The 14,739-nt window shown below is 53.4% G+C and carries 12 protein-coding genes and 1 pseudogene; 1 reads left to right on the forward strand and 12 read right to left on the reverse strand.

Features of this window, described 5'->3' with window-relative positions:
• Positions 1 to 151: 151 nt before the first annotated feature.
• The gene (locus AC1DWB_RS10930) at positions 152 to 457 is read left to right on the forward strand and encodes a DUF5658 family protein (RefSeq protein ID WP_477541085.1); all 306 of its coding nucleotides are present in this window, start codon (positions 152 to 154) and stop codon (positions 455 to 457) included.
• On the opposite strand, the gene AC1DWB_RS10935 is transcribed toward AC1DWB_RS10930, so the two are convergent.
• The 12 genes and pseudogenes from AC1DWB_RS10935 to pilM form a co-directional block, all read right to left on the reverse strand.
• Positions 447 to 1,706: a methyl-accepting chemotaxis protein gene (locus AC1DWB_RS10935; RefSeq protein ID WP_477541086.1), complete on the reverse strand. Its 1,260-nt coding sequence runs from the start codon at positions 1,704 to 1,706 to the stop codon at positions 447 to 449. The two genes, AC1DWB_RS10930 and AC1DWB_RS10935, sit on opposite strands and share 11 nt — an antisense overlap.
• Positions 1,707 to 1,742: 36 nt before the next feature.
• Positions 1,743 to 2,519, reverse strand: a complete 777-nt coding sequence (locus AC1DWB_RS10940) for a prepilin peptidase (protein WP_477541087.1) — start codon at positions 2,517 to 2,519, stop codon at positions 1,743 to 1,745.
• A gap of 1,717 nt (positions 2,520 to 4,236) precedes the next feature.
• Positions 4,237 to 4,587: pseudogene (locus AC1DWB_RS10945) on the reverse strand (response regulator); the annotation flags it as partial.
• 35 nt (positions 4,588 to 4,622) lie between these two features.
• Positions 4,623 to 6,500, reverse strand: a complete 1,878-nt coding sequence (locus AC1DWB_RS10950; RefSeq protein ID WP_477541088.1) for a hypothetical protein — start codon at positions 6,498 to 6,500, stop codon at positions 4,623 to 4,625.
• Positions 6,501 to 6,542: 42 nt separating this feature from the next.
• Positions 6,543 to 7,082 carry a type II secretion system protein gene (locus AC1DWB_RS10955; RefSeq protein ID WP_477541089.1) on the reverse strand — a complete coding sequence of 180 codons (540 nt, stop codon included), beginning with the start codon at positions 7,080 to 7,082 and terminating at the stop codon, positions 6,543 to 6,545.
• Positions 7,083 to 7,088: 6 nt separating this feature from the next.
• On the reverse strand, positions 7,089 to 7,625 hold the full coding sequence (locus AC1DWB_RS10960; protein ID WP_477541090.1) for a type IV pilus modification PilV family protein: 537 nt from the start codon (positions 7,623 to 7,625) through the stop codon (positions 7,089 to 7,091).
• 14 nt (positions 7,626 to 7,639) lie between these two features.
• Positions 7,640 to 10,009, reverse strand: a complete 2,370-nt coding sequence (locus tag AC1DWB_RS10965; protein WP_477541091.1) for a vWA domain-containing protein — start codon at positions 10,007 to 10,009, stop codon at positions 7,640 to 7,642.
• 20 nt (positions 10,010 to 10,029) lie between these two features.
• Positions 10,030 to 11,217, reverse strand: a complete 1,188-nt coding sequence (locus AC1DWB_RS10970) for an S-layer homology domain-containing protein (RefSeq protein ID WP_477541092.1) — start codon at positions 11,215 to 11,217, stop codon at positions 10,030 to 10,032.
• The gene (locus tag AC1DWB_RS10975) at positions 11,218 to 12,288 is read right to left on the reverse strand and encodes a type IV pilus twitching motility protein PilT (protein ID WP_477541093.1); all 1,071 of its coding nucleotides are present in this window, start codon (positions 12,286 to 12,288) and stop codon (positions 11,218 to 11,220) included.
• Positions 12,289 to 12,330: 42 nt separating this feature from the next.
• Complete coding sequence (locus tag AC1DWB_RS10980; RefSeq protein WP_477541094.1) at positions 12,331 to 13,020, reverse strand: hypothetical protein; 690 nt, start codon at positions 13,018 to 13,020, stop codon at positions 12,331 to 12,333.
• 18 nt (positions 13,021 to 13,038) lie between these two features.
• Entirely contained in the window at positions 13,039 to 13,650 is a 612-nt protein-coding gene (locus AC1DWB_RS10985; RefSeq protein WP_477541095.1) for a PilN domain-containing protein, read from the reverse strand.
• Between the two features lie 6 nt (positions 13,651 to 13,656).
• Positions 13,657 to 14,658, reverse strand: a complete 1,002-nt coding sequence (pilM, locus tag AC1DWB_RS10990) for a type IV pilus biogenesis protein PilM (RefSeq protein WP_477541096.1) — start codon at positions 14,656 to 14,658, stop codon at positions 13,657 to 13,659.
• Between the last annotated feature and the right edge of the window lie 81 nt (positions 14,659 to 14,739).

Genomic DNA, 14,739 nt, shown 5'->3' on the forward strand with positions numbered 1-14,739 from the left:
GGGTCATACATGTATGATTCGTGTATTGAATGTACGAAAATGATACGAAGTAGCCACATACAATTCGTGGAAAACCGGATATACTAAGACTGATCAAACCGCATTGACTACCTCAACCTGCTTCATTCTACCGAAAAAAGGAGTGGTACCTTTGAATCGGTTTCTAATCGCTTTTATCTGCATCGCTAGCTTTCTCGACGCCATATTGACGGATATCGGCTTAAGGCATCAATGGATTGATGAAGCCAATCCGATTATGCGCTACCTGTATGACTACAGCTACATCGCGTTTTATGGCGTCAAGATCGTGCTTCCCTTATCCCTCTTCTTCCTAGCAGCCAAAGTTGGGAAGCGACTGTTCATTCTCCGGCTATCCCGCCTGTCCGCCATCGTATATGTAGGAATATTATTACTGCATTACTATTGGATCTCCACAACTATTAATCTTACAGCTTGAAAATTTGAATGGTGCGCTGTAATTGCGTCACCATCCGCAGCATTTGTTCGGATTGCGTCACGACCGCTTTGACCGAACGCGTCTGTTCGACCATCGATGCTGATACTTGCTCAGTCCCGGCAGCGGATTGCTGTGTGATTGCCGAGATATTTTCCATTGTCCCGGTTATGACTTGTGCGGCGTTGAGCATTTTCTGGCTTTCCCCCGTGAATTCATTCATCCGTTCCGTTATGAACTGAATGCTCTCTACCATCTGGCCGAATACTTTCTCGGTTTCCTCGATCGATTGGCTTTGTCGTTTGGCGATGTCTTCATTGATCTGAATGTTCTGCAAAGCTTGCCGAATGCTGTGTTCGATGTTGCGCACCAGATGGAACACTTCCTTGGCGGATCGGGACGATTGTTCTGCAAGTTTGCGGACTTCAAGGGCTACGATAGAAAAGCCCCTTCCATGCTCTCCAGCTCGCGCCGCTTCGATAGAGGCGTTCAATGAAAGCAGATTTGTCTGCTCGGCTATTTCCGAGATCGTTCTTGTAATTTGACTAATCCCGGCCGCTTCCTTCACCAGTTCGTCAATCGTACCCGACACGTTACTCGTTGCAATAACATTGTGTTTCACACTCTCTGCTTGGCTCTCTACCGCCTTCATTCCGCGCTGCACCATTTCCAGCGTTTGACCGCACCTCCGGTTCATTTCCTTGGTCGAACCCACGTAATCCGTCACTTTAGTCTCAATGTCCTTCACAACCGAGAAACCCTTGAATACGCCTACCGATATTTCGTTCGCACCTGCAGCTAATGTCGTGACCGAACTGGTCGCTTCGATGAGCATTGAATTGATGCCCTCGTTTTTGAAATAGATATCCCGGCTCGAGTCGGCCACGTGCTTGGAGATCGAAGTCGTCTCATTCAGCAGCTCCTTCAATTTGACGATCATGGCGTTGAACGAACGCCCCATTTCCCCCAATGCATCCTTGGAGTTCGCTTCCACCGTCTGCGTGAAATCCCCCTTCGCAATGTTCATGGCGACGCGCGATACGTTGTCAATGGGCTCGGTCAACGCTTTCTCCAGCCATCCCACATAGGGGAAGCTAACCATCATCAGGATCAGGGAGGAGGCGAGTCCGAGTAGGACAGAAACATTCGCAGTGAGCATCAGAATCAGGATAATAATGGTATAGAAACCTACGATTCCGTAGTAGCCTAGCTGCAGCTTGGCTCGAAACGATTGGGACCGGAACCACTCCATGGATCATCGACCTTTCTTTACACGTATTTGTCGTTATTACCAGATGATGAGGTCGACATACCAATTCATCAATCGATCTCCGAAGCACAAACAGACCAAGCTGCCAACTGCTATAAAAGGACCGTATGGAATTGGCGACCTTCGGTCCAGCTTCCCCGAAGCAATAAGGGCCAGACCGATGACGCTGCCCAGCAGGGCGGATACGAATACACAGAGCAGGACAAGCTTGATCCCTATCACAAGCCCGACCAATGCCATCAACCGGATGTCTCCGAAGCCCATAGCCGGTTTACCCAGCATAACTGCTACCATTGAAACACCCAGCAGGATACCCCCGCCTACGAAGAAAGCGACCGCATAGTGCCACAGCGGCAGTGGATGAACGAACAGCCGAATCCCCGTGAATAGCAGCATTGCGGGATAAATGATCTTGTTCGGCAGCAGCATGTATTTCAAATCACTGACCGTTAGGATGAGCAGAACCGACACAAGCGGATAGGCGATCCATAGCTCTTCGGGACGAACGAGGAACGGAAGAGCCGCGAATAGCAACCCTCCGGCTAGCTCGCCGAGTAAATACACGGGTGAGATTCGTACCCCGCAAGAACGGCATCGGCCTCGGCGAATCAACCAGCCCAAGATGGGCAGCAGATCGATGGCGTTCAGTTGACGGCTGCAGCTTCCGCAGCTTGAACGAGGATGGACGATCGACTCCCCTCTCGGCACCCGTATCCCTACTACGTTGAAGAATGAGCCGAACAATGTGCCGGCGATAAACAGCGGGACGATGACGGCCCATACTTGTAAGTCCATGGTGGACGCCTCCTGTTCGTAGCGTGGATGGGCTCTCTAAGGCAGAAAATCGGCCTTGCAGCTCGTAAAACCGCAGCACGTAGCGCTCTAAGGCCGAAAATCGGCCTTACAGCTCGTGAAACCGCAGAACGTAGCGCTCTAAGGCCGAAAATCGGCCTTACAGCTCGTAAAACTGCAGAACGTGGCGCTCCAAGGCCGAAAATCGGCCTTACAGCTCGTAAACCTGCAGCACGTGGCGCTCCAAGGCCGAAAATCGGCCTTACAGCTCGTGAATTGGCAACCTGCATCGTTGTAAGCCGATTTTTTCGGCCTGCAGCCTCGCTGGACGTGCGGGCTAGCGCTGTAAGCCGATTTTTTCGGCTTGCAGCCTCGCTGGACGTGCGGGCTAGCGCTGTAAGCCGATTTTTTCGGCTTGCAGCCTCGCTGGACGTGCGGGCTGGCGCTGTAAGCCGATTTTTTCGGCTTGCAGCCTCGCTGGACGTGCGAATTGCACTTGTCGCTAATCTGCTTTCTTGGCTAATTCGCGCATGTTCATCGGTGCATTGCCAAGCTTATCCTGGAGCCAGGCGCCTAGCTGATTGAATCCATCAATCGACAGGTTAATCGTCTGCTTCTGGTTCCCGCTGACCGTCATTTCAATCGCAATCTTGTTCTCGCTTTCCGTGCAAATAACCAGGAATTGCGACATCTCCCCACTAACCTCTTCGTTCCAATTGCACATGTAGCTGCTGGTGAAGTTTTTCATCGGTTCATTCCCCCTGAATAAGTTAATGATTTTGCCGCCATCTACCGCCTTGAAGCCTCGCTTGCCTGATTCGACAAGTTCCTGTGACTTATTTGAGCTGACCGCACTCTGATCCGTCTCGATCATTGGTTCCGGCACATGTTGGGCCATTTCAAGCGTAATATCGTTCAACTGCTCCAGGCTAAGCTCTAATTCCGACTCTGCTGGTTGTCCAGCGCCAGCGCCTACCTCATCCGAATCTGACCTCGCCGCTGGTCTATCCAGTATAGTCAGAGGTAGCGTAGTCTCGTTCATCTCACTAGGGACGAGCTCTGTCAACGTCTTCTCCACCACCAGCGGCTCCGACTCCTGCACCAGCTCTAGCGACTCCTCCACCACCAGCGGCTCCAGCTCTTGCACCAGCTCCAATGTCTCCTCCACCACCAGCGGCTCCAGCTCTTGCACCAGCTCCAGCGACTCCTCTACCAGTAGCGGCTCCGGCTCTTGCACCAGCTCCAACGTTTCCTCCACCAACTGCAGCTCCGGCTCTTGCACCAGCTCCAGCGACTCCTCTACCAGTAGCGGCTCCAGCTCTTGCACCAGCTCCAGCGACTCCTCTACCAGCAGCGGCTCCAGCTCTTGCACCAGCTCCAACGTCTCCTCCACCACCAGCGGCTCCAGCTCTTGCACCAGCTCCAACGTCTCCTCCACCAGCAGCGGCTCTGCCTCTTGCACCAGCTCTAGCGACTCCTCTACCAGCAGCGGCTCCGCCTCTTGCACCAGCTCCAGCGGCTCCTCCACCACCAGCGGCTCCGCCTCTTGCACCAGCTCCAGCGGCTCCTCTACCAGCAGCGGCTCCGGCTCTTGCACCAGCTCCAACGTCTCCTCCACCACCAGCGGCTCCGGCTCTTGCACAAGCTCCCGCAGCTCCTCCACCACGAGCGGCTCCACCTCGGGCATAGCTGCTTGACTAGTCGCGCGTCGGAACCCATACTTGCGGACAATTTCGTTCACGCGATTCGGCTTGAATGGCTTCATCACATAGCCGTTCGCGCCTGCCTTGAGCGCATCCGAGATGAGATCCTGCTGGCTCATGGCGGAGCAGATCAGCACGACAGCATCCGCATCGATCCGGCGAATCTCCTTCATCGCATCGATTCCGTCCATCTCCGGCATCGTGATGTCCATGAGCACCACATCCGGACGAAGCTCCTCATAGCGCTGCACGGCTTGACGACCGTTCTCCGCTTCCCCAACCACTTCGTGGCCGTATTGCTTCAATATATCGGTCAACATTTTCCGCATAAACTTGGTGTCGTCCACAACTAAGATGTTGAATGACATAGGGAGTTCCTCCTTCATGAATGGTTGCCGCCACCTTATTGGCTGAACTGGATGTCCTTGACAAACACATTGAACGCTTTCGTCGTCGGAATCCCGTCAGGGGGCAAGTCGAACAGATTGTTATCGTAAACGATGTGTAAACGCGAAGAATTCACAGGCTTGTCCAACTGCACGTCAGGAACCGCACCGGACCAAGCCGGACTTCCGGAATATGCGTTCACTGGGCTTCCAATACCGTTGGTAATATCGCCTCTAACTGCATTCAACTCCACGCCTGTGCCACCGTGAATGCCTCCGGTCAAATTCAGCTTGGACATGACGCCATACAGCCTCATACTCTTCTTGGAATAAAAGAAAGCCCGGATTTCTTCATCCCCCTCATTTGTGTTGTTGCCCAATACAATTTCCCCCGATGCGATTACAATGAGCGGAATTTGCGCCGTATCCCCAGTTCTCATCTTGTTAATCGATCGCATCTCCTTCAGCTCCACGTTGCCGTCTACATAGACCGTCCCTTGAAGCCGGGGAATATCGCCGATAATTTTCAAATCACCCTTGATGTACATGCTGCCTTGTGGGAACTCGAATCCGTCATTCAAGATGACGTTCCCGTCCACAGCCATGAACTGCCCACTGTCAAGCGTCAGCTTGCCCCGCAGATCAGCAGCGATCAGGTTCCGATCTGGCGTTCTCACATACAGCGAGCCCCGTTGAATCGTCAGGTTCGTGGAAGCGTCAGCCATCGCCAACACCCCATTGTTGACGAACAAATCCGACTGCGCGGTAGGAGAGGCCGTATTTTTCACGAGAACTCCGCCCTGTACCGTCACCCATTGGTTGTTGAATAACGTGCTTTTGTTCAAGTTGTAGAATAATGTCAGGTCAAGCATACTGGGGTCCGGTTCCTCGAATCCGCCGAGCATGGTCGCAAGGGTGCTGTTCGTCCGGGTAACCGTCTTGTCATGAACATAGCCTTCAATATCGACTGCTACATCGGAATCTAACGTCGGATCTTCCAACGGAAAGTATTGCGGTGCGAAGTAACTCGGTTCCAGCTTATCGTTCGAATCGGCAATCGGCACATTTTCCGTAGACCCGTTAGACTGCGAGAGATTGTATTTCAACGGCTCACCATCTATCCCATCACCATCTACCCGGATAAAGCCCCGAATGGCGGGCAGCTCGGTCTTTACCCCGTACTTACTGCGCGAATTGCCGATGAACAACGCCTCATCCCGAACATGAACATTCCCAGCTTTTACGAGGATATCTCCTATTACGTAAGGTGCTCCGTTCAGCTTGAGATCACCCGTTGACGATACCGGGTACCGGAATACAGGATTAATCGTACTGACGTACACCGTCATCTGCTTCGAGACCAGCTTGTCCGGATTGCCTTCCACCATACCCCGAGACTTGATATCGAACTTGCGGACGAATGGAAAATCGGGATATGTGATCGGCTTCCCCTCAGCTTCCGGATTGCTCATCGTCTGAGCTGATACAATATCGATCCTGTACGTTCCCTTGCGTGCCGATACGACCTCCCCATCGTTGTCGCTCGGATGATCGGGATCGCTGCCCACATGCTTATCGATGTTGGGAAGGATCGCAGTCAATTGCTCCTGTACATTCACAATCTTGCTGCGATAGTCATTCCCGCCTAGTGTTTCGCCATAAGCGACAGCGCCTCGAATCTGGGCCAGCGTATCGTCCAAGCCTTTCTGGGCAATCGCCTCGGCCTGAATGCTTGCTTCCGACGTAGCTGCCTGGATCGCTCCGCCACGCAACACTTCCATCAAAACAAGGCCGAGGATCGTCATCATAACGACAGCCAGCAAAGCAATGACCAGAGCTGAGCCTTCCTCATTGCCAGTTCCGCGTCGCTGGGCAGTGTCGGCCTGATGCATCATGTGCGATCGTTCCTTTCTACTTAACTTTCCTTTTAACTTTCCTTAGTCGCTGCGGAACAACGGAATTTGCGAATCGATCTCCAACTTCGGGCTGTCTGCTGCTTTCAACGATCCGGCATTGCTTCGTGCATATGTCAGTTTCACTTGGACCCGGTCATGACTCGGACTCGCCTCGCTCAAGCTGCCGTCGCTGATCGTGAACCGGCTGCCCAACTGAAACACCCTCTCAGGTGCAGTGCCGCCAGCTGCTCGCACCTCGATTTTGCCCCCGTTGTCCGCGTTCGGCAGCAGCTCCATCTCATATAACTCGATATACGTTTTCGAATCCTGGGATCGTTTGGCATACCGAATCAATTTGTCCTCGGACCCTACTTGCTGCACATAGATCGCATCCTTCAGCTCGGAGATGATCTGGCCGTAGAGGGCATCCCCTTGGTTGCGCATCTGAGTCTCTACGGTAACCCGCTTGTACATCGAGACACCCATGAGCATGAAGGAATACAGAATCGATGCCACCATGCCGAAGATGAATAGAGCCGCCAGCAACTCAATCAAGGTCATGCCTTTTTCATTTGGCCGCATTCGGCGTTACCATCCTTTAACGATGTAAGTATCTAGCGTTGTCGACGATTTCGCCGGAGGGCTGAACGATTCCTCATTCGACCAGTAGACCGTAACGAGCATTTTGGCCAAATATTGGTCGGAGCGGTCACGGAACGAGTCGGTCGCATCCCATCGGCTGGAGCTGTTGTCCAGTTCGACGAGGTAGCGATAGGTCGTTCCGTTAATAACAGTAGCGTTCAACCGATTGTTCAACAAATCAGAGCCGCCTGGCTGGGAGCTGTTCCCTGAATACTTCGGAGCGGATGTGCTGGCAATTACTGCAGCAACCGATTCGTCGTATCCGCTCTTGTAATGATCCCGCAGCTCCGCTGCCTTCAATCGTGCCAGGTTCGCTGCGATGATCCGCCGGCTCTCCTCCGCTGACTTATCCATGGCGGAGGTGAAATAGCCCATGAGCGTAACGCTGAGAATCGCCATGATCGTGACCGCAATCAAGATTTCCACAAGCGACAGCCCATCTTCGTTACTAGTAAGTCGTGCTGAGCGTTGTTCGCCGTTCACCTGCATCCCTCTTCTTAATAACGATTTTGCTCAGTATCGAAGGCGATCACGACAGGACCCGTTACGGTTGAAATCCCCTGATCATCGACCAGCTTCAGGTACACGTAGTACGTACCGACAGTTGTATTCGGCTCTGTCGTCACCGTGAATCGCGAGGCAGGCAGCTTCTTCCATGCAGCCGTATCCTCAGGTGCACTCGCATCTGACTTGATCAAGTAGTACTTATCCTTAACCGTGAATGCCGGTTTGGCATACTTGGCGACTACCGGATGACTTGCCGTCACTTGGATCGTCACAGGACGGTCAGCAATGTCTGTTCCAACCGTATAGTCTACCGGAGTAAGAGAGCCAGTCGGTCCGGGATTGACTACGAAGTAGTCCGGATTCGTCTTGCTCGTCCCGCCGGCTGAAGTCGCTTCGTACTCGATCTGATGCCATCCGATCCGGCTATCCGCCTGCGTGTACCCAGGTACATCACTTAGCTTGAATGAGAATGTATACGTATTACCGATTTGGATCATGCGCCCCGCTCCTGCTGTAATAGCAGATGCTGGTTTGCCGTCAAACCATACCTTGATGTTGGTTACCGGACTGAGCGTTTCCGTGGCGGTTATCGTAATTTCCGCATCTTCCGACGGGTCACCGCTCGTCTTGCTCCAGCTAATGATCGGCCCCGAGCTGTCCAGCGATACCTTGCCGGCAGCTACCGCCCCAAGAATGGGGGTGTTTGCACTGGCGCTGATCGAGTTTGTATAAGCCCTGGCATTGAGGCTGATGTCTTTGCCATCTGGCAACACAACCCCCGTGGCGCTGTTGAATGGAAGCCATTCCCCGTTCCCGATCCGGTATTGGAAGCCGGCGATATAATGGGTCGTGAAATCTTCATTGGCATACACCGTCGATTCGGGCAGCATGAGCTTCGAGCCAGTGAACGCACTGATCGTTCCAGGTCCTTGGTGCCAGCCCTCATCCGAAATGACCGCGCCACTCGCATCCTTCAGAACGAATCCGGTAGGAGCTGTCGGCTTGAGATCCCAGCGGGACTTCGTACCGTCCCTATACGACACCAGCACAATCGAATGCTGATCCGGGTCCTCGAACTTGATGTCGGTCACGGCTGAATTCGTCTCATCGATCGTCCACTGCTTTTCCTTGTCGCCAGTTCGCAGCCGCTGCAGTTCACCCTGGGTGTTCCCCAGATAGATGTTGCCGTATTTATCGATGACACGTATGCTGACCGAGAACGATGTGCCGAAGTTAATGTTGAACTGCTGATTGGCGTCGCATGCATCCTTGTATGTGACCTTCGCATCCTGAATCGGATATTCCCCGGCTGCCGATTCCGGAATGAGCTTCACGGCAAGGTCAATCTTGTCCTGATCGAATGGAAACGGAATGTCGCCCACGTACACCGCAACTTCATGCTTGACCGGGTCGTAAGAAACGTTCGAAGCGTTACCCTCCGGCGCGAGAATGAATCCTTCCGGAATCGGCTGGCGGAGTACAACGCTCGACAGCTTGGCCGGGGCTTCGATCGTCTTCGTAATATTATCGAAGATGGAGGCCAGCTCAGCAGTGGAGCTCGCTTGGTAAGCAACACCCCCTGTCTTGTCGGCGATGTATTGCAGCAGGTCCAAATCGACTTCGTCGGAGCCCGGAAGCGCAAGAGCAATCGTGAACACTTTGATGTGGCTAGCAGCCAGTGCATCAGCCGATGCCTTCGCTGCGTTGGCGGAGCTGACTTCGCCACTCTTTTGCTTGTTGCGGTCGTTCTCATCTGTCCAAGCCGTAGCCTTGCCGTCGGTCAGCAGGATCACCTGCTTGATCGGCTTCGTATCGGCAGCGGTTAACATGTTCTTCGCCTTGGTCAAGCCATCGTCAATATTCGTGCTGCCGCCCGCATCGAAGCTATTGATCGCGCTCTGCACACTTTGATAATCGGTCGTCAAGTCCTTGACCTTCGAAGCAGTGTCGCTGAACTTGATCAGCCCGAGCCGATCGTTCATATTGACCGTCTTGAACTTCTCCGTTAACGTTCGGGATGCCTGTTTCAGGATATCGATCCGAACTGGCGTGCGATTGTCATTCTTGTTCATGTAGTAATCCATACTGCCTGACACATCGGCAACAAACGCCACATCGACCGGGTCGCGCTTCAGCGTAACGGTATGGGTACCGTTCGGATCGAGCGTGTAATTGATCGTCACCATTTGGTTGCGTTCAATACTCGTCACAGGGACACTCCCGGCCCCTACCATCGACAAGCATCCGTTGTCCACCGTCGAATCCGTACCTGCAGCGCCCGCTGGCGGAACAATGGCCGTCAGCAGCATCCCAGCAAGAACGATGGAGCTCATCCTCTTGAACTTGTGTAACCACCTCATTCATTCCACTCCTTCAGGCTTTATAATAGATGAATTACTCGTGACACTACTTTGAAGGCTTCCGCTCGCGTAAGCGAACCTTTCGGGCGGAAGCTTCCGTCTTCATAGCCCCCTACAATTCCGGCGTTAATGACGGTTTGCAGAGAGGTGCGATTCGCTTCTGTCAGGCTAATCGTATCGTTGAATGAGATTGCCCCGTCTTTCAGAGTCACCCCATACTTCAGCAAAATTCGGCTGACCAGTTCTACCATCTCCATGCGGGTAATCGACATATCTGGTGCGAAATTCAGGTCGACAGGGTTTTTGTCCAACAAACCGAACCGCTGAGCKGATGCGATCATTGGACCGGACCAATGCGAACCAAGATCCGCATACCCTGACACGGCGATGTTGGACGGATCGAGACCAAGCGACTTGACCAACAGCGTGACGAACTCCGCCTTCGATAACGTCCGATCCGGGCGGATCGTCTGGTCCTCATACCCTTCTATGACCGATTTCTTCATCAGGTCGAGAATATCTTCCCTGGCCCAGTGCGCTTCTGCATCAAGAGGGACATTCGGGACGGCTCGCTCCTTGAATTTCTTCAGTGTTGGTACAACATCAGGGATGTCGGTTGCTTTCTTAACCGACCCCGGTACGGCTGTTACAGCGCGATTCGGATCCTTGAAGGCGATTCCGTACACGTTCAGTGCTCCGTCGGCTGACACTTTGGAACTGCCAGACAGGGCCGCTTCCGCATCGGTCGGAATATTCGCCCAAGGGAACTTGCCCAAGTACGCTTTCGTACGATACATTTCTTGCGTTGGGCTTTCAAAATAAGCATGAATCGTCTCCTCTACATCAGTTGCATGGAATTCAAGACGACCTGATGCATTCACCCGTATCTCGTCCCAGAACACAAGGAGATCATTGTAATCCCGAGCCATAACACCGGTCCATATCCGGACATTCGCTCCCTTGGCATCCGCCTGAGTGACGACCGCATATGGCTCCTTGGAAAGCACCATGCCTGTCTGCCACCCACTCGGGGATAGGGTCATCGTATCGTATTGCTTGTTGCGGTCTTCATAGTCGAGGCCCTGCACTTGAGCGAATGGACTGCTCGTTTGAACGCCCTGCGCCGCGCCAACCAGAACGGCGGGCTGCGTCATCATCGTGACCGCGGCGAGCGTTGTAAGTATGATCCGTCCGAGCTTGCGTTTCATTTAATCCTCTCCTATGCTCATTTCGTATTCCTTGATCGCGTCCCGGTGTATTAACCCTTCTTCGACCAGCTGCTTCAGGCTGGATACCATCGTCTGCATGCCGATCTGGCGGTTCGTCTGAATGACAGATTTGATCTGATAAATTTTCTCCTGACGAATCAAGTTCGCGACAGCCGGTGTATTAATCAGAATTTCCAACGCCATGGCTCGCCCCTTGCCGTCTATCCGGGGAATGAGTCGTTGTGACAGTACACTGATGAGTACCGATGCCAGTTGAACACGGATTTGCCGCTGCTGCTCGGTAGGGAATACGTCAATAATCCGGTCTACCGTCTGTGGCGCATCAGGCGTATGCAGGGTGGCCAAGACGAGGTGGCCTGTCTCGGCTGCTGTAATCGCTGTCTTAATCGTCTCCAAGTCACGCATCTCTCCGACCAGAATAACGTCGGGATCTTGACGAAGTGCCGCTCGGAGCCCATTGGAGAATGACAATGTATCGATGCCGATTTCCCTCTGCGCGACCAGGCAGTTCTTACTCGGATGAATATATTCAATCGGATCTTCCAGCGTAATGATATGCTTCTTCTGCGTTTCATTAATAAAATCGATAATCGAGGCGAGTGTCGTAGACTTCCCGCTTCCGGTCGGTCCGGTAACGAGCACGAGCCCTTGATGCTTGTGCGCGAACTCCCGGACTAGATCCGGCAAGTTCAGGCTGAACAAGGACGGCACCGTTGTAGAGAGGACACGGAACACCATATTGATGGACCGCTTCTGCTTAAACACGTTGCCCCTGTACCTGGACAGGCCCGGGAGCTCGAAGGAAAAATCGACTTCTCCCTTCTTCGTTAACTGCTCGTATTGCTCGTTCGTCAATATTTCCTTGGCCATCCGAAGCGTATCTTCCGGGCGAAGCACGGTATCCATCACTTTCATCAGCTTGCCGTGCAGCCGCATGAGTGGTTCCGTTCCCGTATTGATGTGCAAATCCGAAGCCCGGGACTCGTAAGAAATATGCAGCAGGTCCTTGAGCGATAGTGCTTGTGATGTGCCAGGTGCCACCGTGTTCATCTGCGTTGTCCTCCCTTCCTCTTGGACGAATTGGACTAGTACCTAGTAAAGCGGGTTCGTTTTCCCCTCAGGCTTGCTATACAGAACAGGGAGCGGTGTTTTGAAAAACTTTTGCAGCCCCGGTGCATAGTACGACACTAAAGAGACATTGACCGTCACTTCCCGCTTCGCTGCATTCAGCTTGACCGGAGGAGCCGCCTTGACCGCGAACGATAACTTGTCTACTTGCAGCAAGCGTTGCGACGTTTCCAGTTCCTCCAGAAACCGGTGAATTTGCTGATAGTCGCCCCTGGCGGTCGTGTTCAGCTTGATTGGAATGGCTAGCGTCTGCAATGCTGCTTGGGCGGCTGTCGCTGGATCGCCTGCTTTGGCCGGCTGGGCCTGGCTTTGTCCCGGTTGCTCCGCAGCCTTGCCTATTTCGAAATTGTAGCTGGCGAGCGGCATCTTGCTAACCACTTCCAGCATCCGTACATCACGGATCAAGCCTTCTATATCCGGCACATCCGGGATACGGCTGCGCGTCTTGGACAAGTTGACTTGCTCTGCCCCCGCTAGAGCACTAACCCCTTCTGACCGTTTGTTCAGCGTCTCCAGCTCTTTCCGTTTCTGCGTGAGCAGCCGTTCCTTGGATTCCCGTTCGCTTTTCAGCGGAGCAATGAAGTTGATGTACACCATCACGAGCACTAACGCTAACACGACGGAGGCAATAATCTGGTTTCTTTTGCTGCTCAATATGCCCATTTGTTCTCCTCAACCTTTCTTGCCCGTATCCGTCTTGTACTGCAAGTCGAACGTCGCTTGAATGACCGGCAACGGTACATCCGCAGCGACAGGCGCGTTCTTATCTTCCGCTGCAACCGCAATCTTGGTCATTCCGCTCGCTGAGATGTAGTTGAAGCTGCTGGACGATTTGGCTGCTTGCATGAACGAGACGACATCTTCGGTCGTTGCGAAGTTGCCGGTTACTTTCAACGTATTGCCGTCTCCGAACGAGAGCGTGGTCAGGTTGGAAGAGAGCGGCATTAGCGCGGTAAGCTTGTCCAGCACTTCCGTTGCCCTCGGACGGGAGGAGCTAATCGCCTGCGGCAAGGCTATGAAATCCGCCACGCCTCCAGCTGTCGGCGAGCTAGCCAGCTTCGCCTGCCCTTCCTTGATCTGGGCATTTACTTTCTCCAGCGCCGCATTCGTTGCTTTGATGTCCGATTTCATTTGAACGTACATCCAGCCCATCCCTGCAACGATAACGGCGATGAGGGCGATTCCTACATTTCGCAGCAACGTGCTGCTGCCAGTCTGTTCCTCTTGCCGCTGCTGCAGCAAATTAATCTCGATCGACATCATCCGCTCAGTCGTTGCACTCATCGCGCATTAGGCCCCTTTCATCGCCAGCCCTACCGGTACGGCGTAGGCATGACAGGCAGAATCTTCGTTTTGCAGCACGGATTGAAGCGGGAATTCGGCGATTTCACCGGTCAAGGCCCCTTCCAAGTGTTCGGGGAGCGCCTGAATCCACTCGTGGTCGCCAACCAGGTAGATGAGCTGCACATCCTGCTGATCCGTGGAGACGGTATATTGGAAATAGTTCATGACCCTTCCAAGCTCCATGGACAAGTTGCGGCCGTAAGCGGCAATCTGATCGGTTCCGGTGTCCAGGAAGAAGCTGGTGTTGATCTGGATAGACCGGAAGAACACCGGGATGCCGTTTACGAATATGCTGATATCCGCATGATCAGGCTCGACATGTAGAAGCATGAAACGTTCTTTTAACGTGGAACCGGTCTGACGAGCAGATCGGACGAGCATGCGATGAAGGGCCAGCGGTGCCAGATCCACGGCTATCGGGACTAGGCCCGATTTCTTGACGACATGTGTGTAGCTCTCGACCACATCCGCCGGAGTCGCGAAGATAAGCACTTCCTCCTGTGCGGATATCTTGGACGACTTCTTGCCGCCTTCAGCGGCAGCAGCCGCTGCGGGCTCCTTCGGGGCACCGAGCCGAACGAAGTCGAATACCGGGTTTTTGAACGGCAACTGCTGTCCGCCATGCAGCTCGACGTCGATCATGTTGCGAAGCGCTTTATCTTTTAAAGACGAGAAGACCGATTTGCGGAGAATGACGTTGGACATCGGGACCGTAACGTTCACGTTCGCACCCTGCAGCCCAACCTGCTTCACCAATGATTCGATCCGGCCAATGACCGACTCTTCGTCCATGAATTTTCCATGTTTGATACTGCCTTTATCCAGCGCGATCGTATGCCGCTGGGTCACGACGATTTCCTGGGGGGCGTTCATGATTTCCACTAGCTTGGCATCCGTATCCGATATTTGCATCCCGTATGTATACTTACTCGTCTTCCTCCCGAACATTGCGGTGACTCCTCTCAGGTTAAGCGTTGAAGTAAGGACGCGCCGCCGAGGCGGCGCGCTTGTTGGGGTTAGAGCCTCTGA

This window comes from Paenibacillus sp. P4_E11, assembly GCF_056401635.1.

Coding starts and splice junctions, on each gene's coding strand:
- AC1DWB_RS10935 (WP_477541086.1), bottom strand. CDS start 1,706: ATGGAGTGGTTCCGGTCCCAATCGTTTCGAGCCAAGCTGCAGCTAGGC.
- AC1DWB_RS10940 (WP_477541087.1), bottom strand. CDS start 2,519: ATGGACTTACAAGTATGGGCCGTCATCGTCCCGCTGTTTATCGCCGGC.
- AC1DWB_RS10950 (WP_477541088.1), bottom strand. CDS start 6,500: ATGATGCATCAGGCCGACACTGCCCAGCGACGCGGAACTGGCAATGAG.
- AC1DWB_RS10955 (WP_477541089.1), bottom strand. CDS start 7,082: ATGCGGCCAAATGAAAAAGGCATGACCTTGATTGAGTTGCTGGCGGCT.
- AC1DWB_RS10965 (WP_477541091.1), bottom strand. CDS start 10,009: ATGAGGTGGTTACACAAGTTCAAGAGGATGAGCTCCATCGTTCTTGCT.
- AC1DWB_RS10975 (WP_477541093.1), bottom strand. CDS start 12,288: ATGAACACGGTGGCACCTGGCACATCACAAGCACTATCGCTCAAGGAC.
- AC1DWB_RS10985 (WP_477541095.1), bottom strand. CDS start 13,650: ATGAGTGCAACGACTGAGCGGATGATGTCGATCGAGATTAATTTGCTG.
- pilM (WP_477541096.1), bottom strand. CDS start 14,658: ATGTTCGGGAGGAAGACGAGTAAGTATACATACGGGATGCAAATATCG.